The sequence below is a fragment of the Streptomyces sp. G45 genome (assembly GCF_049542095.1).
In the GTDB taxonomy this organism is placed as follows: Bacteria; Actinomycetota; Actinomycetes; order Streptomycetales; family Streptomycetaceae; genus Streptomyces.
Genome location: NZ_JBMUZU010000001.1, coordinates 3239284 through 3255676, shown reverse-complemented (window position 1 = coordinate 3255676; position 16393 = coordinate 3239284). Strand labels below are relative to the sequence as shown.

The following is a 16393-nucleotide window of genomic DNA, read 5'->3' as shown; positions in this document are numbered from 1 at the left end:
GACACGCCAGCCAGGCGCGGGGGTCGGGCGCGTAGTGCGGGTGCGTGGGGCGGGCGGACGGTGCGGACGCACGAGCCAGGCGTGCGAGCCAGGCGTGCGGGCCAGGAACGCGGATCAGATGCCCGGATCAGGCGCGTGGTGCGGACGCACGAGCCAGGCGCGTGGTGCAGGCGTGCGGGCCGGGCGCACGAGCCAGGCCTGCGGACCGGGCGCACGCGCTAGGCGTGCGGGGCTGGCGCGTGGGTCAGGTGGGTGGGTCAGGTGGGTGGGTTGAGGTACGCGAGCAGCTCCTCGTGGAGCAGGCCGTTCGACGCCGCCGCGTTGCCGCTGTGCGGGCCGGGGGTGCCGTCGAGGCCGGTGTAGCGGCCGCCCGCCTCCGTCACCACGATCGCGGGCGCCGCCATGTCCCACAGCGACAGCTCCGGCTCCGCGCAGATGTCCACCGAGCCCTCCGCGACCATCATGTACGGCCAGAAGTCGCCGTACGCACGGGTGCGCCAGCAGGCGCGCGTGAGGTCGAGGAAGCCGTCGAGCCGCCCGTGCTCCTCCCAGCCGCCGAGCGAGGAGTACGCGAACGACGCGTCGCTCAGCCGCCCGACCTTCGAGACGTGCAGCCGCGTCGCGGACGACAGGCTGCGGCCCGTGTACGCGCCGCTGCCCTTCGCCGCCCACCAGCGGCGGCCGAGCGCGGGCGCGGAGACGACGCCGACCACCGGCTGGTAGCCCCCCTCGCCCGCCTCCATCAGGGAGATGAGCGTGGCCCAGACCGGCACGCCGCGCACGTAGTTCTTGGTGCCGTCGATGGGGTCGACGACCCAGCGGCGCGGGCCCGTGCCCTCGATGCCGTACTCCTCGCCGAGGATGGCGTCGCGCGGCCGGGCGCGCTGGAGCTGGCCGCGGATCAGTTCCTCGGCGGCCTTGTCGGCCTCGCTGACCGGCGTCATGTCCGGCTTGGTCTCGACCTTCAGGTCGAGGGCCTTGAACCGGTCCATCGTCGCCGCGTCGGCGGCGTCCGCGAGGACGTGGGCGAGGCGCAGATCATCGTGGTAGTCGGGCATGGATGAACAGTATCGATCTCGATTCGCGCGAGCCACAGCGCGTATCGGGCGCCGCCCGCCGCACCCCTTGACAGCCCTTTCCGGCACGTCAACTCTGACCAGCAGAACCGCCTGGGCCGCCCCGGCCCGTGGCAGCGGGAGGCGACGATGCCTGCAGCGCGGGAATCACTGCTCGACGCGGCGTACACCGCACTGGCCCGCAGGCCGTGGGCGGGGGTGAGGATGGTCGACGTGGCGGCGGTCGCCGGGGTGTCCCGGCAGACGCTGTACAACGAGTTCGGCAGCAAGGACGGCCTCGCGCGGGCGCTGCTGCGGCGGGAGACCGACGCGTACCTGCGAGGCGTCGAGCGGGCCCTGGCGCAGGCCCGCGACCCCGTGGACCGGCTCGCCGCGGTGAGCGCCTGGACCATCGGCGCGGCCCGGGACAACGTCCTGGTGCGGGCCGTGCTCACGGGGTTCTGGAGCGAGCGGCTGCCCGCGCCGAGCCGGGCGGCGGTGTCGAGTTCGCCGGTGCCCGCGCAGCGCCGCGCGGACGCGGGCGTGCCCACCCCCGGGGAGCTGCTCGCGCAGGTGCGGGACCGGGCCGTGGCCGCCCTCGCTGAGCGCGGCCGCCCGTCGGAGGCGGAGGACCTGGCGCGGGCCTGCGAGAGCGCGGTGCGGGTGGCGCTCTCGTACGTGGTGGCCCCCGCGGGCCGCGACGACGAACCGGCCCAGCTGCTCCGGCGGGTGATCTCGGGCGCGGTGGGCCGCTGAGCGCCGGGCGGCCACCCGGCGCCCCTCACGGGAGCCGGAAGCCGCCCCTCGGCACCGCCCCGCGGCAGGTGACGGCGGCCCCCCGGCGGATCAGTGCGCCGAGCCCGAGAGCTGGAGGCCGATGACGCCGACGATGACCAGGGAGATGGAGACGATCTTCAGCGTGGAGACCAGGTCGCCGAGGAAGATCATGCCGTAGATCGCCGTGCCCGCGGCGCCGATGCCCGTCCACACCGCGTACGCCGGGCCCACGTCCAGCTTCTTCAGGGCGAGCGTGAGCAGTCCGAAGCTGCCGAGCGCGAAGCAGGCGAAGGCGATGGTCGGCCAGATCCTGGTGAACCCGTGCGACAGCTTCAGGCAGACCGCGAAGCCCGTTTCGAGGATTCCGGCGACGATGACCAGCAGCCACGCCATGGTTGTGCCTCCCGCATCCGTACGACCCGTACGTTCCGTGACCGCTTAGCCAAAGCTTGGAACAATCTTGGTGCGATTATGCACTTACCTCCGGGCCCGGGGCGTAAACAACGCGAAGATCGGGTCACCCGCAAGGGGCGGCGTATCAGGGACGGTCAGTCGCCGTCGTGGCGCTCGCGCGTGGCGAGCAGCCGCCGCAGCGAGTACAGCCGGGCCGGGTCCGCGTGCCCCTCGGCGACCCAGGCGTCCAGCGCGCAGTCCGGCTCGTCGTGGCTGCACGCGCGCGGGCAGTCCGCCGTGCCGGGCTCCAGGTCGGGGAAGGCGTGGATGACGCGCGAGGGGTCCACGTGGTGCAGGCCGAAGGAGCGCACGCCGGGGGTGTCGATGACCCAGCCGTCGTCGCCGGACAGGGGCAGCGCGAGCGCGGACGTCGTCGTGTGCCGCCCGCGGCCGGTCACCGCGTTGACGTGGCCCGTGGTCCGCCGCTGGTCCTCGGGGACCAGGGCGTTCACCAGCGTGGTCTTGCCGACGCCGGAGTGGCCGACGAACGCCGTGACCTTGCCCGCGAGTTCGGCGCGCACGCGCCGCACGGCGCTGCCGTCGGCCAGCTCCTCGCGGCTGGTGACGACGTAGGGGATGTCCAAGTCGCCGTACAGCTCCAGGAGTTTGTCCGGCGGCGCCAGGTCGGACTTGGTGAGCACGAGCAGCGGGCTGAGGCCGCCGTCGTACGCCGCGACCAGACAGCGGTCGATCATGCGGGGGCGCGGCTCGGGGTCGGCGAGGGCGGTGACGATGGCGAGCTGGTCGGCGTTGGCCACGACCACGCGCTCGTACGGATCGTCGTCGTCGGCGGTGCGGCGGAGCACCGAGGTGCGCTCCTCGATGCGCACCATGCGGGCGAGGGTGTCCTTCTTGCCGGACAGATCCCCGACGAGGGCCACCCGGTCGCCGACCACGGCGGCCTTGCGGCCCAGCTCGCGGGCCTTCATGGCGGTGACGGGCCGGTCCTCGACGAGCACGGTCAGACGGCCGCGGTCGACGGTGAGGACCATGCCCTCCGCCGCGTCCTCGTGCTTGGGGCGGATGCTCGTGCGCGGGCGGTTGCCCTTGCGGTTGGGGCGGGAGCGGATGTCGTCCTCGTCCGTGTGCTTGCCGTAGCGGCGCATCGTCTCGTACCGCCCGTCAGTTCTTCCCGAGCATCCCGGTCCACAGGTCGGGGAAGTCCGGCAGGGTCTTGGCGGTCGTCGCGACGTTCTCGATCCGTACGCCGTCCACGGCGAGGCCGATGATCGCGCCCGCGGTGGCCATGCGGTGGTCGTCGTACGTGTGGAAGACGCCGCCGTGCAGCGGGCGCGGGCGGATGTGCAGGCCGTCGGCGGTCTCCGTGACGTCGCCGCCCAGCTCGTTGATCTCCTTGGTGAGCGCGGCCAGGCGGTCCGTCTCGTGCAGCCGCAGATGGGCCACGCCGCGCAGCGTGGAGGGGGAGTCGGCGAGCGCGGCGACGGCCGCGATGCCCGGCGTCAGCTCGCCCACCTCGCTGAGGTCGGCGTCGATGCCGTGCACCGAACCGGAGCCGGTGAACGTCAGGCCCGCCTCCGTCAGCTCGCAGGAGCCGCCCATCTCCGTGAACAGCTGGCGCAGCGCGTCGCCGGGCTGCGTGGTGCGCGCGGGCCAGTCGGGGATCGTCACGCGGCCGCCGGTGACCAGGGCGGCGGCCAGGAACGGCTGGGCGTTGGACAGGTCGGGCTCGATGGTCAGGTCGCGGCCGAGGAGGGCGCCCGGGGTGACCCGCCACACGTTCGGCTCGCCGCCCGCCTCAGGCGTGTCGACCTGGGCGCCCGCCGAGCGCAGCATGTCCACGGTCATGCGGATGTGCGGCATCGAGGGCAGGGCGCTGCCCACGTGCCGCACCTCCACGCCCTGGTTGAAGCGCGGGCCGGAGAGCAGCAGCGCGGACACGAACTGGGACGAGGAGGAGGCGTCGATCTCGACCTGGCCGCCGTCCAGGGCGCCGCCGCCGTGCACGGTCAGGGGCAGGGCGCCGCGGCCGTCGTCGTCGATGCGGGCGCCGAGCGCGCGCAGCGCGTCGATCACGCCGTGCAGCGGGCGCTCGTACGAACGCGGGTCGCCGTCGAAGCGGATGGGGCCGTCGGCGAGGGTGGCGACCGGGGGCAGGAAGCGCATCACCGTGCCCGCGTTGCCCACGTCGACCGTGGCCGGGCCGTGCAGGCCCGACGGGATCACGCGCCAGGCCTCCCCGGAGCCGTCCGGGCCCACCCCTTCCTCGATGCCCACGCCCATGGCGCGCAGCGCGGCGGCCATCAGGAGGGTGTCCCGGGAGCGCAGCGGGCGGCGCAGCCAGCCGGGCTCGGCGGCGAGGGCGGCGAGGACCAGGGCGCGGTTGGTGACTGACTTGGAGCCCGGCACGTGGACCGTCGCGGCGACGGCTCCGCTCGCGTGCGGGGCTGGCCAGAGGGCGGTGTGCGTCGGGTTCACGGTCATGCCCCTCACTTTAGTGGCTGGCGGCAGCCACAGATCTTGATCAAAAGCGGAGGAACCCAGGCGAAACAGAGAAGCGAGGGGGCGCGCGGCGCCACGCGCGGGTGTCGGCGCAGTGGGCAAGAGGCGGGCAAGAGGCGGCCAAGAGGCGGGCAAGAGGCGGCCAAGGGGCGGCCGAGGGGTGGCGAAGGGGTGGCCGGAAGGCGCCGCTCTGGCTTCCGGCCTGGTGGGGCCCGGGGCGGCGGCCCCTCACACCGTGAGCAGCCAGCGGCCGCCCCCTATCAGCGAGCAGAGCGACACCGCGTGGAACAGAAACAGCCACATTCCGGCCGGGACGTGCGTCAGCCGCGACAACTGGTCGGCGTCGGAGTCCCCGGCCCCGCCGTGCCGCCGCTTCGCCTGGAGCTCGAAGGCCGGGCGCACGCCCCCGAGGAGCAGGAACCACACCACCGCGTACGCGAACGCCGCCTGCACGTCGGTGTCCGCCAGCCAGGAGACCGCGAGGAACACCCCGCCCGTGACGATCACCGTGAGCGCCCCGTACGCGTTGCGGATCATCACCAGCATCGCGATCAGGAGGGCCGTGGCGACCCACAGCAGCGCCGTGATGTGGCCCTCGCCGAGCAGCGCGGCGCCGCCGAGGCCGAGCAGCGGGGGAGCGGTGTACCCCGCGGCGGCGGTCAGGATCATGCCGAGGCCGGTGGGCTTGCCGCGGCTGACGGTCAGGCCGCTGGTGTCCGAGTGCAGCCGGATGCCGTCGAGGCGGCGGCCGGTCAGCAGGGCGACCAGGCCGTGGCCGCCCTCGTGGGCGATGGTGATGGCGTTGCGGGCCACCCGCCACACCCCGTGCGGCAGCACGGCGGCGAGCGCGACGGCGCCGGTGGCGAGCACCAGCCACTGCTCGGGCGCGGACTGCGTGCCGGTGAGCCGGTCCCACAGGTCGCTCAGGCTGGCGGAGGCGGAGGTGTGCATTGCTCGGTTGGCTCCCTCGGGTTGACCGCGGCATGGCAGTGTGGCATGTATGTGCGGACGGTATGCATCGAGTCGTAGGCCCGAGGATCTCGCGGGAATCTTCGAGATCGAGAAGTGGGAGCCCGAGGAGACCCTTGAGGCCGACTACAACGTGGCTCCCACGAAAGAGGTCTACGCCGTCCTCGACCGCCCCCTGAAAGACGCCGAGGACAAGCGTCCGGTTCGTCAGCTGCGCAAGCTGAAGTGGGGTCTGGTGCCGTCCTGGGCCAAGACGCCCGAGGGCGGCGCGCGGATGATCAACGCCCGGGCCGAGACCGTGCACGAGAAGCCGTCCTACCGGCGGGCCTTCGCCGCCCGCCGCTGCATCCTGCCCGCCGACGGCTACTACGAGTGGGTCACCGCCGCCGCCGAGCGGGACCTGGAGGTCGAGGGCAAGAAGAAGCGGCCCCGCAAGCAGCCGTACTTCGTGCTGCCCGCCGACGGCTCGGTGTTCGCGATGGCGGGTCTGTACGAGTTCTGGCGGGACCGCACGCTGCCCGACGAGCACCCCCTGGCGTGGTGGGTGACCTGCACGGTGATCACCACGGAGGCGGAGACGACGCCGCTGGCCGTGGCGCCCGAGGACGGCCCCCGCTCGCTGGCCGACATCCACCCGCGGATGCCCCTGATGCTCACCCCCGACCGCTGGGACGCCTGGCTGGACCCGGCGCGCACGGACGTCGACGACCTGCGCACCCTCCTGGAGCCGCCCCCGGCCGGGCTGATGCGGGCGTACCCGGTGTCGACGGCCGTCAGCAACGTGCGCAACAACGGCCCGGAGCTGCTGACGGAACTGGACGGTCCGGAAGAAGGCACACTCTTCTGAAGAAGGCACACTCTTCTGATGTGACCTCTCCTGATGTGACGCACGTGACGCAGAGCGAGACCGCGCGGCCGGTCGCACAGACCGTACCGACGGACGCCGGTGAGGCCCGGATCACCTGGCACCGGGCGAGGAAGCCCCGCCTCGTCCTCGCCGTCGGCCATGGCGCGGGCGGCGGCATCGAGGCCCGGGACCTGGTGGCGCTGGCCGCCGAGCTGCCCGCGCACGGCGTGACCGTGGCCCTCGTGGAGCAGCCCTGGCGGGTCGCGGGCAAGAAGGTGGCGCCCGCGCCCAGGACGCTCGACGTCGGGTGGCGCGGCGTGTGGCCCGCGCTCGCCGAGCCCGGCCTGCCGGTGATCGCGGGCGGCCGCAGCGCCGGGGCCCGCGTCGCCTGCCGCACCGCCGCCGACCTGGGCGCGGCGGCCGTGCTCGCCCTGAGCTTCCCCCTGCACCCGCCGGGCAAGCCGGAGAAGTCCCGCGCCGGTGAACTCCTCGGCGCGGGCGTCCCCACCCTCGTAGTCCAGGGCGGCAACGACCCCTTCGGCAAGCCCGCCGAGTTCCCCGACGACGCGGCGTACGAACTCGTCGAGGTCCCCTTCGGCGACCACTCGTTCGCCGTACCGAAGCGGGCGGAGATCGGCCAGGACGAGGCTGTGCGGCGGATCACGGACGCGGTCGCCGCCTGGACGGGCCGGGTGGGAATGTCGGGCGCGTGACGTCTGTTGTCGCCAACAGACCGCAAACAGTGTTCGTAGAAGAGGGGTACGCCCGCATGGGATCGACCATCTGCCCGAACCGCTCCAGCGCCCCTGACCTGGAGTGGAGCGTGCTGAGCGCGCCCAAGGCGACCCCTATTCGAGCGGCGCGCAAAGCAGGTGTTCGTCTATCCTCCGATGCGAGTGGGCCCGCTTTCGGGACCACCACGTCGTTGGAGGAGGTGGGTCCGGTCACTGGGACCGACGCAGGGACCGAGAACGGCCAGGCCGAGCAGTCAGGGCAGCGCGAGGAGACGGCCGCGGAGCGCACGGCCCGCTTCGAGCGGGACGCGCTGACGTTCCTCGACCAGATGTACTCGGCGGCGCTGCGCATGACGCGCAACCCGGCGGACGCGGAGGACCTGGTCCAGGAGACGTACGCCAAGGCGTACGGGTCGTTCCACCAGTTCCGCGAGGGCACCAACCTCAAGGCGTGGCTGTACCGGATCCTCACCAACACGTTCATCAACTCGTACCGCAAGAAGCAGCGCGAGCCCCAGCGCAGCGCCGCCGAGGAGATCGAGGACTGGCAGCTCGCCCGCGCCGAGTCGCACATGTCCACCGGACTGCGCTCGGCCGAGTCGCAGGCGCTCGACCACCTGCCGGACTCCGATGTGAAGAACGCGCTCCAGGCCATCCCGGAGGAGTTCCGCATCGCCGTCTATCTCGCGGACGTAGAGGGCTTTGCGTACAAGGAGATCGCCGACATCATGGGTACACCCATCGGTACGGTGATGTCCCGCCTTCACCGCGGCCGCCGCCAGTTGCGCGGCATGCTCGAGGACTACGCGCGTGACCGCGGCTTGGTCCCGGCCGGTGCCGGAGATGCGAACGAAGCGAAAGGCTCGGGCTCATGAGCTGCGGAGAGCCGCACGAGACTGACTGCAGTGAGGTCCTGGACCATCTCTATGAGTTCCTCGACCACGAGATGCCGGACAGCGACTGCACCAAGTTCGAGACGCACTTCGAGGAGTGCTCTCCGTGCCTGGAGAAGTACGGCCTCGAACAGGCGGTGAAGAAGCTGGTCAAGCGCTGCTGCGGCCAGGACGACGTGCCCGCGGACCTGCGGGCCAAGGTCATGGGCCGCATCGAGCTGATCCGCTCCGGGCAGACCGTGCCGGACGAGGACCTGGCGCCCGGGACCTGATCTGGCCCCTGGGCCTTGAGCTGGCCCCTGGGCCCTGAGCCGGGTCTCTTCCGCCCGCCCACCCGTTCTCAGCGGTACGCCGGGGGCGCCCCCCCCCGCAGCGGCTGAGGGGCGTCGCGCCCCCCCGCAGGGGCTGAGGGGCGTCGGCGGCGGCCGCGACGGGGTCGTGGCAGGGGAACGTTTCTTCTGCTTTCTCCTGGGGTTTCTCACCCGAAGGTGCTAATTCGCCGCCGCGAGCGCGGGCGCGCTCCGCGCCCGTTCTAGTCTCCCGACCTGATCCGCGGACCGGGAGGAGACGGCTATGCGCTCGGTGTCGGCACGGGCCCTCGGCTACATCCTGTGCGCCGTGCTCGGCGCCGCCGCCTGCGTCGCGCCCGCCCTCGGCCCGGACACCCCGTGGACCGCGGTCGCGCTGCTCGCCCTGCTGTACGCCGGGGGCGAGCGGGTCGCCCCGCGGTCGGGCCCGGCCGCCCGCACCTGCTTCCCCGTGCTGCTCGCCGGGGTGTTCCTGCTGCCGCCCGCCGCGGCGGCGCTCGTCGCCGTGCCCGGCGCGCTGCTCGCCCCCGTCGACCGGCGGCCCCGCCGGACCTGGCGGGCCGCCCAACTCGCCCTCGCCGCCTGGGCGTCCGGGCACGCCTACGCCGTGCTCGGCGGCCCCGAGGCCACGGCCGCGCCCGACTTCCCGTACGTCCTGCTGCCCGCCGCGCTCGCCGTGCTCGCCTTCTCCGGTGCGCTCACCGCCCTCGACGGCGGCATCCTCGTCACCGCCGAGCGGGTGCCCGCGCGGTCCGCCTGGCGCGGCCCGCTGCTCGGGCCGCTCGCCCCGGTCGGCGTGCACGGGCTCGCCGGGCTGATGATGGCGGTCCTCTGGAGCAGCCCCTACGGGCCCCCGGCCGCGCTCCTCGTGCTGCTGCCGATGGGCGTGTCCTGCTGGGTGTTCGCCCAGTACCACCGCGAGCGGGCCGCCCACCAGGCCACCATCCGCGCCCTCGTCCAGGCCGTCGACCTCAAGGACCGGTACACGCGCGGGCACAGCGAGCGGGTCGGCCGCGCCTCGGTGATGATCGCGCGGGAACTCGGCATGGACGACGAGCGCGTGGAGGTCCTCCGCTTCGCCGGGATCCTGCACGACGTCGGCAAGCTCGGCGTCCCCACCCGCCTGCTGCGCAAGGAGGGCCCGCTGACCCCCCGGGAGCGGCAGCTCATCGAGCTGCATCCCGAGTACGGGCACGAGATGGTGCGCGGCATCGGGTTCCTCGGCGAGGCGCGGGCGGCGATCCTGCACCACCACGAGCGCGTCGACGGCAGCGGATACCCCTACGGGCTCGTCGGGCGGCAGATCCCGGAGTGCGCCCGGGTGGTCGCCGTCGCCGACGCCTTCGACGCCATGACGTCCTCCCGCTCCTACCGCCCCGCCCGCCCCGTCCCCGCCGCCGTCGCCGAACTCCACCGCTGCGCCGGGAGCCAGTTCGACCCGGCGGTGGTGGACGCGTTGACGCGTGCGCTGGAGCGGCTGGGGTGGGAGGGGGACGTCACGGCGGGGAGCGGGGCGCCGGAGGCCGCGGGCTCGGCCGTGGCGCCGGGCGGTGGGTCCCGGGGGGTGGGCGCGGCCGACGGTGGGACCGCGCCGGTGGGGCAGGGGCTGGCGGGCGCGGGCGGTGACGCGGGGGCGGCCGGTGGCGGGGCCTGCGTGGGGCGGGACCCGGGCACGGCGGCCGCGGGCTCGACCGTGAGGCCCGGGGGCGGGGGCGGGGGCGGCGGGGCCGGGGCGGGGGCGTGGTGAGCGCGCGGGGCGCGGCGCGCTCAGTCACGGCGCGCTCAGTCACGGCGGTGCGCCGGGGCGCCTTCCTGCTGGCCGCCGTGGCCGTCGGTACGACCCTGTGGCGGGGCGTGGCGGAGCCCGGCACCGCCCTCGCCTTCGGCGCCCTCACGGCCCTCGGCGAACTCGCCCGGTGGGGCAGCGGCAGCAAGCGGGAGCCCGCGCCGCTGGGTGCCGCCGGGGCCCTCGCGTACGCCCTGCTCGGCGAGAGCGGCGGGCAGGCCACCCACCACGGCGTGCTCCAGGTGATCGCGGTCGTCGCGACCGCCGGGGCCGTCGGCGCCGTACCGCGCCTGGGCGGCGGCCGCGGGCCCGGGGCCGACCACGTCGCCCGCCGGATCCTGACCGCCGGATTCGCCGCGCTGTGCTTCCAGCCGCTGTACAACTCCGGGACGCTGGGGGAGCGGGTCGGGCACGGGCCCTGGTACCCGGCCGTCATCCTGGTGCTGCTCGCCCTCACCGCCCTGTGCGACGCGCTGCTGGCCGCCGCCGTGGCGCACGCGCGCACGGGGTGGCCGTTCGCCCCGCTGCTGCGGGACGAGCTGCGGGGCACGGCGGGGATCGCGTCGGCCGTGTGCGCCACGGGGGCCGTGATGGCGCTGGCCGTCGCCGCGGCGGGGCTGTGGGCGCTGCCGGTGTTCAGCCTGCCGCTGCTCCTCACCCAGCTGGGCTTCCGGCGCTACGCCGCCGTGCGCGCCACCTACCGGCAGACCATCGCCTCGCTCGCCCGGGCCACCGAGATCGCCGGGTACACCCCGGCCGGGCACGCGCGGCGCGTGGCCGAGCTGAGCGTGGCCGTGGGGCGGGAGCTGGGGCTCGGCGGGGCCGATCTGGTCGTCCTGGAGTACGCCGCCCTGATGCACGACATCGGGCAGCTCTCCCTGGTGGACCCCGTGCCCGCGGGCGCCACGGCGGGGCTGCCGCCGGGGAGCAGCGGCGGATCGCGCTGCTCGGCGGGGCCGTGGTGCGGCAGACCGGGGTGGCCTCCGCGGTGGCCGTGGTCGTGGAGCGGCAGGCGGACCCCTACCGGGAGCAGCCGGTCAGCGCGCGGATCGTGCGGGTGGTGAACGCGTACGACGAGATGGTGCGGGAGCGGGGGGCCCGGGGGGCCCTGGGGGCGCTTGAGCGGTTGCGGCTCGGTACGGGACGGGAGTACCAGGCGGAGGTGGTGGGGGCGCTGGCCCGGGTACTGGCCCGCTAGCCCTCGCGGGGGATCACGGAAAGCCGACGACAGCGAGAAGACACAGACCCAGCCCGTCCGGCGTTTGAGGACGGGGCGCGAAGCGCCCATCAGGCGGTGCCGGGCGCCCACGCCAGGAAGGGGCGCGTCCGCGTGGGCGTCTGGGCCCGGGGTACGTGGGTAACCCATGGGTAATGAGCGGCCGTCCGGCCGCACGTGGTTGGATGCGAAGAAGAGCGGGGACATCCCGACAAGAGCTGGCAGGCGGGAATCGTGAGGATCTTCGGCAAGGGACGGCACCGGCCCTCCGCCTCCTGGCGGCAGGCCACCGACAGGGCGTTCACGCTCATCGGCGACGGCCGCTACGAGGACGCGGGCGCGCTCCTGACGCGCGCCGCCGATCTCGAACCCTGGCTGTCGGAGTCCTGGTTCAACCTCGCGCTGCTGCACAAGTTCCGGCACGACTGGGAGCAGGCCAGGGCCGCGGGCCTGCGCGCCGTGGCCCTGCTCGACCGCTCGGCGGGCGCCCCCGACTGGTGGAACGTGGGCATCGCGGCCACCGCCCTCCAGGACTGGCCCCTGGCCCGCAGGGCCTGGCAGGCGTACGGCCTGAGGGTGCCCGGCGGGGTCGCCGCGACCGGCGAGCCGACGGGCATGGACCTCGGCAGCGCGGCGGTGCGCCTGTCGCCGGAGGGCGAGGCCGAGGTCGTGTGGGGCCGCAGGCTCGACCCGGCCCGCATCGAGGTGCTGTCCATCCCGCTGCCGTCCTCCGGGCGCCGCTGGGGCGAGGTCGTCCTGCACGACGGGGTGCCGCACGGCGAGCGCACGACGGCGGCCGGGCACGCGTACCCGGTCTTCGACGAGATCGAGCTGTGGGCGCCGTCACCGGTGCCGACGTGGGTGGTGCTCCTGGAGGCCGCGACCGAGGAGGACCGCGACGCCCTGGAGCGGCTCGCGGCGGACGCGGGCTTCGCCGCCGAGGACTGGTCGTCGTCCGTGCGGCTGCTGTGCCGGATGTGCTCGGAGTCGCGGATGCCCAGCGACGAGGGCGACGGGGAGCACCTGGACCCGCACGACCACAGTGAGCCGGGCCACCCCGGCCCGCTGGGCCACCGCAGCCCCGGCGCCCTGTGGGTGCCCGAGCGGGAGTGCGGGATCGCCGCCCCCGCGGGGCTGGTCCGGGGCCTCCTCGACGGCTGGGTGGCGGACAGCCCGGACTCGCGCGACTGGCGGGACCTCGAAGAGGTCTGCTAGCCGCCGGACGAGCGCGCTGCCGTGGCGGGGAGCTGCCCGTACCCTGTACGGGCAGTACACATCCCGAGGAAGCCCCAGGAAGAAGGCATACGGCGGATATGGCGCAGGACACTGAGCAGCAGCGGCCGGGCGGAGTGCTCCCGGTCGACGACGAGGGCTTCGTCATCGACACGGAGGACTGCGAGGCGCGCGAGACGGCCTACCGCGAGCGCGGCACGTACCGTCCGATCACCGTCGTCGGCAATCCGGTGCTGCACAAGGAGTGCAAGGACGTCACGGCGTTCGACGACGAGCTGGAGCAGCTGATCTGCGACATGTTCGAGAGCCAGCGCGTGGCGCAGGGCGTCGGCGTGGCCGCCAACCAGGTCGGCGTGGACCTCAAGGTCTTCGTGTACGACTGCCAGGACGACGAGGGCGTGCGGCACGTGGGCGTCGTGTGCAACCCGGTGCTCCAGGAGCTGCCCGCGGACCAGCGCCGCCTGGACGACTCCGGCGAGGGCTGTCTGTCGGTGCCCACGGCCTACGCGCCGCTGGCCCGGCCGGACTACGCGGTGGTGACCGGGCAGGACGAGAAGGGCAACCCCATCAAGGTGCGCGGCAGCGGCTACTTCGCGCGCTGCCTCCAGCACGAGACGGACCACCTGTACGGGTACCTGTACATCGACCGCCTCTCCAAGCGGGAGCGCAAGGACGCGCTGCGGCAGATGGCGGAGGGCACTCCACGCTACCCCGTGGTGCCCAACGACTGATATGCGACACGGATGAGGCGCGCGGGAAGCGCGTGACCGCAGCGGCCCCTGGTCGGGAACACCCCACTGACCAGGGGCCGTCGCCGTATGCGTGCAGAACCGGACAGGTCTGGCCCAGGTCCAGCCGCCGGTGATCCAGATTCAGTCACGTAAGGGGATGTTCTCGGCATGCTGGGGTAGTGAATGGCGCAAATCTGTTCCCTGAACGGTCAGTTGTGGTGCTGAATGGAAAGCGCGGGGATACGCAACGGCGCGCGCCCGGCACGGCGGGAGGGGTGCGCGTCTCAGGGCGGTCGAGAGGGGTTTGTTCGTGCCTGCTTCCTCACACAGCACTTCACAGTCGGATCGAACCGCACGGGTACCGGTACGCGTTCCGGCATATGCCGCGGAACGCGTACCGCGACAGCGCAGCAAGCCGGTCGGGACAGGACAGTCATCCGTACAGTCAGCTGTTCGAGCGCGGGCGGTATCGGTGCCGCCCGCGCTGGCCCTTCCGGTGGTGGAGTCGGAGTTTCCCCGGCATCTGCATCCGTATTGGCCAAAGCTTCAGGAGAGTTCACGTGCGTGGCTCCTCGAAAAGCGCCTCATGCCGCCCGACAAGGTCGCGGCATATGCCGACAGCCTGTGCTACACGGACTTGGTGGCGGGCTACTACATCGGCGCCCCGGACGAACTGCTCGCCGCCATCGCGGACTTGAGCTCCTGGTTCTTCGGCTGGGACGACCGGCACGACCGTGACGCGGTGCACGGCAGGGCGGAGCGCTGGGCCGGGCTCTGCCGCGCCCTGCACCGGACCCTCCAGGACCCGGCGGAGCAACTGCACCACGCGGACCCCCTGGTCGCGGGCTTCGCGGACTGCGTCACCAGGCTGTACTCGCACCTCGGGCGACGCTGGAACGAGCGCTTCGCCCGCCACTTCCACCCGGTGATCGACGCCTACGACCACGAGTTCGGCAACCGGCGCACCGGCACGGTGCCGAGCGTCGAGGCGTACATCGAACTGCGCCGCCTCACCTTCGCGCACTGGGTCTGGATCGATCTGCTCGAACCGACCGCGGGACGGGAATTGCCGGACGAAGTCCGCAGGCATCCCGCCTATCGCGAGGCGGCGCGCGCGACACAGGACTTCTCCGCCTGGTACAACGACCTCTGCTCGCTCCCCAAGGAACTCGCGGGCGACGAGGTGCACAATCTGGGAATCTCCCTGATCCACCACGAGGGGCTTTCCCTGGAAGAGGCGGTGAGGGAAGTCCACCGGCGCGTCAGCGAATGCGTACGGGACTTCCTCGCAGTCGAGCCGGACGTCCTGGAGATCGCCGATTCCTGGGGCGGAAAGGGTGCGGAGGGCCGCGAGGTGAAGGCCGCCATCGAGTCCTGCGTATTCAACATGCGGAACTGGTTCAGTTCCGTGTACTGGTTCCACCACGAATCCGGGAGATACCGCGTGGAAAGCTGGGCGGACCAGACCCTGCCGCCCTATGTGTCGGACCTGGAAATCCCCGAGACCCCCGGCAGCGAACTGGCAGGAATCGACCTCTCAGGTGGTGAAGAATGACCGTGGAATCCTCGGCGTCCGCCATAACGCCCGCCGCTTCCGCGCCCCCGCGCACCCCACCGCTCGCCGGGGGCGGAGCACCACTTCTCGGCCACGCCTGGAACCTGGCGCGGGACCCCCTCGGCTTCCTCGCCGCGCTGCGCGACCACGGGGACCTCGTCCGGATCCGACTAGGACCGAAGACCGCGTACGCGGTGTGCGATCCGCAGTTGGTCGGCGCGCTCCTCAAGAGCCCGGAGTACGTGGTCGGCGGCCCCCTGTGGGACACCCTGGAGGTGCTCCTCGGCAAGGGCGTGGCGACCAGCAACGGCCCCCTGCACCGGCGCCAGCGGCGCATGATGCAGCCCGCCTTCCGGCCCGAGCGCATCGCCGACTACGCGCGCGTGATGGAGCAGGAGGCGCGCGCGACGGCGGCCCGCTGGGAGCACGGGGCGACGGTGGACGTCAGCGCGGAGATGTTCCGCACCGCCGTGCGCGTCGTGTCCCGCTCCCTGCTGGAGGTCGGCTCCATCGGGGAGAAGGCGGACCGCATCAGCGATTCGCTGCACACCGTCTTCGAGGGCCTCTACCGCCGCATGGTGCTGTCCGTCGGGCCGCTCTACCGGGTGCCGACCCCCGCCAACCGGCGTTTCGAGCGCGCCCTCGCCGATCTGCACGCGCTGGTCGACGAGATCGTCGAGGAACGGCGCACGGGGGAAACGGCACGGAAGAGGACCTGCTCGCCGTATTGCTCACGGCGCGCGACGAATCCGGGCAGCCGCTCACGGACCAGGAGATCCACGACCACGTGGTCTCGCTCGTGGTGGCGGGCGCGGAGAATGTCGCCTCCACGCTGGCGTGGACCTTCCATCTGCTCACCGAACACCCGGAGCACGAAAGGCGGTTGGTTGAAGAGGTAAATTCCGTGACGGGCGGACGGGACGTCGCCTTCGCCGATCTCGGCGAGCTGCGCCACACCCGCAATGTCGTCACGGAGGCGATGCGTATCCGACCGGCGGCCTGGATTTTCACCCGGCGGTCGGTGGCCGAGACCAGCCTCGGCGGCTATCGCATTCCGGCCGACGCCGACATCGTGTACAGCGTGTACGCGATGCAGCGCGATCCGCGTTCCTTCGAGCGGCATCTGGAGTTCGACCCGGACCGCTGGAATCCGGAACGCGCCGCGAGCGTACCGGAGTTCGCGATGATGCCGTTCGGCGTCGGCAACCGTAAGTGCCCGGGCGACCACTTCAGCCTCGCGGAACTCGCCATCATCCTGGCGACGATCGCGCCGAAGTGGCGCCTGGCACCGGTCGGGGACACCGACACCCGCACCAAGGTCGGCATCACGCTGCACCCGCGCAACCTGGTCCTCAGGGCCGAGCGGCGCTGACCCC

14 protein-coding genes and 2 pseudogenes are annotated in these 16393 nt (G+C 73.1%); 11 read left to right on the top strand and 5 right to left on the bottom strand.

Features of this window, described 5'->3' with window-relative positions:
• Positions 1-257: 257 nt before the first annotated feature.
• On the bottom strand, positions 258-1058 hold the full coding sequence (gene hisN / locus ACOBQU_RS13045) for a histidinol-phosphatase (RefSeq protein ID WP_423626812.1): 801 nt from the start codon (positions 1056-1058) through the stop codon (positions 258-260).
• 147 nt (positions 1059-1205) lie between these two features.
• On the opposite strand from hisN, the gene ACOBQU_RS13040 reads away from it, so the two are divergent.
• Complete coding sequence (locus ACOBQU_RS13040) at positions 1206-1811, top strand: TetR/AcrR family transcriptional regulator (RefSeq protein ID WP_423626810.1); 606 nt, start codon at positions 1206-1208, stop codon at positions 1809-1811.
• Positions 1812-1901: 90 nt separating this feature from the next.
• Here the strand turns inward: ACOBQU_RS13040 and ACOBQU_RS13035 are convergent, their stop codons facing one another.
• From ACOBQU_RS13035 to ACOBQU_RS13020, 4 genes are all read right to left on the bottom strand, one after another.
• The gene (locus tag ACOBQU_RS13035) at positions 1902-2225 is read right to left on the bottom strand and encodes a DMT family transporter (RefSeq protein ID WP_190138952.1); all 324 of its coding nucleotides are present in this window, start codon (positions 2223-2225) and stop codon (positions 1902-1904) included.
• A gap of 155 nt (positions 2226-2380) precedes the next feature.
• Entirely contained in the window at positions 2381-3391 is a 1011-nt protein-coding gene (rsgA, locus tag ACOBQU_RS13030) for a ribosome small subunit-dependent GTPase A (protein ID WP_423626808.1), read from the bottom strand.
• 16 nt (positions 3392-3407) lie between these two features.
• Positions 3408-4727 (bottom strand): 3-phosphoshikimate 1-carboxyvinyltransferase, encoded by a 1320-nt coding sequence (gene aroA / locus ACOBQU_RS13025; protein WP_423626807.1) that lies wholly within the window; start codon positions 4725-4727, stop codon positions 3408-3410.
• Positions 4728-4973: 246 nt separating this feature from the next.
• The gene (locus ACOBQU_RS13020; protein WP_423626806.1) at positions 4974-5696 is read right to left on the bottom strand and encodes a M50 family metallopeptidase; all 723 of its coding nucleotides are present in this window, start codon (positions 5694-5696) and stop codon (positions 4974-4976) included.
• 49 nt (positions 5697-5745) lie between these two features.
• Between ACOBQU_RS13020 and ACOBQU_RS13015 the strand changes: the two genes are divergently transcribed.
• The 10 genes and pseudogenes from ACOBQU_RS13015 to ACOBQU_RS12970 all read left to right on the top strand — a co-directional run bounded on the left by ACOBQU_RS13015 (position 5746) and on the right by ACOBQU_RS12970 (position 16389).
• Complete coding sequence (locus ACOBQU_RS13015) at positions 5746-6561, top strand: SOS response-associated peptidase (protein ID WP_423626804.1); 816 nt, start codon at positions 5746-5748, stop codon at positions 6559-6561.
• Between the two features lie 44 nt (positions 6562-6605).
• A complete protein-coding gene (locus ACOBQU_RS13010) occupies positions 6606-7274 on the top strand; it encodes an alpha/beta family hydrolase (protein ID WP_423626802.1) in 669 nt (222 codons plus the stop codon).
• A gap of 221 nt (positions 7275-7495) precedes the next feature.
• On the top strand, positions 7496-8170 hold the full coding sequence (locus ACOBQU_RS13005; RefSeq protein ID WP_423626800.1) for a sigma-70 family RNA polymerase sigma factor: 675 nt from the start codon (positions 7496-7498) through the stop codon (positions 8168-8170).
• Entirely contained in the window at positions 8167-8460 is a 294-nt protein-coding gene (gene rsrA / locus ACOBQU_RS13000) for a mycothiol system anti-sigma-R factor (protein ID WP_423626798.1), read from the top strand. Before ACOBQU_RS13005 ends, rsrA begins: the two co-directional genes overlap by 4 nt.
• Positions 8461-8761: 301 nt before the next feature.
• Positions 8762-10243 carry an HD-GYP domain-containing protein gene (locus ACOBQU_RS12995; protein WP_423626796.1) on the top strand — a complete coding sequence of 494 codons (1482 nt, stop codon included), beginning with the start codon at positions 8762-8764 and terminating at the stop codon, positions 10241-10243.
• Positions 10244-10290: 47 nt separating this feature from the next.
• Positions 10291-11480: pseudogene (locus tag ACOBQU_RS12990) on the top strand (HD-GYP domain-containing protein).
• Between the two features lie 252 nt (positions 11481-11732).
• On the top strand, positions 11733-12713 hold the full coding sequence (locus tag ACOBQU_RS12985) for a tetratricopeptide repeat protein (protein WP_423626794.1): 981 nt from the start codon (positions 11733-11735) through the stop codon (positions 12711-12713).
• 98 nt (positions 12714-12811) lie between these two features.
• On the top strand, positions 12812-13462 hold the full coding sequence (gene def / locus ACOBQU_RS12980) for a peptide deformylase (protein ID WP_423626792.1): 651 nt from the start codon (positions 12812-12814) through the stop codon (positions 13460-13462).
• A gap of 586 nt (positions 13463-14048) precedes the next feature.
• Entirely contained in the window at positions 14049-15017 is a 969-nt protein-coding gene (locus ACOBQU_RS12975; RefSeq protein WP_423626791.1) for a terpene synthase family protein, read from the top strand.
• Positions 15014-16389, top strand: a pseudogene (locus tag ACOBQU_RS12970) (cytochrome P450). The gene ACOBQU_RS12975 and the pseudogene ACOBQU_RS12970 overlap by 4 nt, the downstream one beginning before the upstream one ends.
• Positions 16390-16393 lie beyond the last annotated feature (4 nt).

Excerpts from the sequence above, each read along its gene's own strand:
- hisN (WP_423626812.1), bottom strand. The coding sequence starts at position 1,058 with ATGCCCGACTACCACGATGATCTGCGCCTCGCCCACGTCCTCGCGGAC.
- ACOBQU_RS13040 (WP_423626810.1), top strand. The coding sequence starts at position 1,206 with ATGCCTGCAGCGCGGGAATCACTGCTCGACGCGGCGTACACCGCACTG.
- ACOBQU_RS13035 (WP_190138952.1), bottom strand. The coding sequence starts at position 2,225 with ATGGCGTGGCTGCTGGTCATCGTCGCCGGAATCCTCGAAACGGGCTTC.
- rsgA (WP_423626808.1), bottom strand. The coding sequence starts at position 3,391 with ATGCGCCGCTACGGCAAGCACACGGACGAGGACGACATCCGCTCCCGC.
- aroA (WP_423626807.1), bottom strand. The coding sequence starts at position 4,727 with ATGACCGTGAACCCGACGCACACCGCCCTCTGGCCAGCCCCGCACGCG.
- ACOBQU_RS13020 (WP_423626806.1), bottom strand. The coding sequence starts at position 5,696 with ATGCACACCTCCGCCTCCGCCAGCCTGAGCGACCTGTGGGACCGGCTC.
- ACOBQU_RS13015 (WP_423626804.1), top strand. The coding sequence starts at position 5,746 with ATGTGCGGACGGTATGCATCGAGTCGTAGGCCCGAGGATCTCGCGGGA.
- rsrA (WP_423626798.1), top strand. The coding sequence starts at position 8,167 with ATGAGCTGCGGAGAGCCGCACGAGACTGACTGCAGTGAGGTCCTGGAC.
- ACOBQU_RS12995 (WP_423626796.1), top strand. The coding sequence starts at position 8,762 with ATGCGCTCGGTGTCGGCACGGGCCCTCGGCTACATCCTGTGCGCCGTG.
- def (WP_423626792.1), top strand. The coding sequence starts at position 12,812 with ATGGCGCAGGACACTGAGCAGCAGCGGCCGGGCGGAGTGCTCCCGGTC.
- ACOBQU_RS12975 (WP_423626791.1), top strand. The coding sequence starts at position 14,049 with ATGCCGCCCGACAAGGTCGCGGCATATGCCGACAGCCTGTGCTACACG.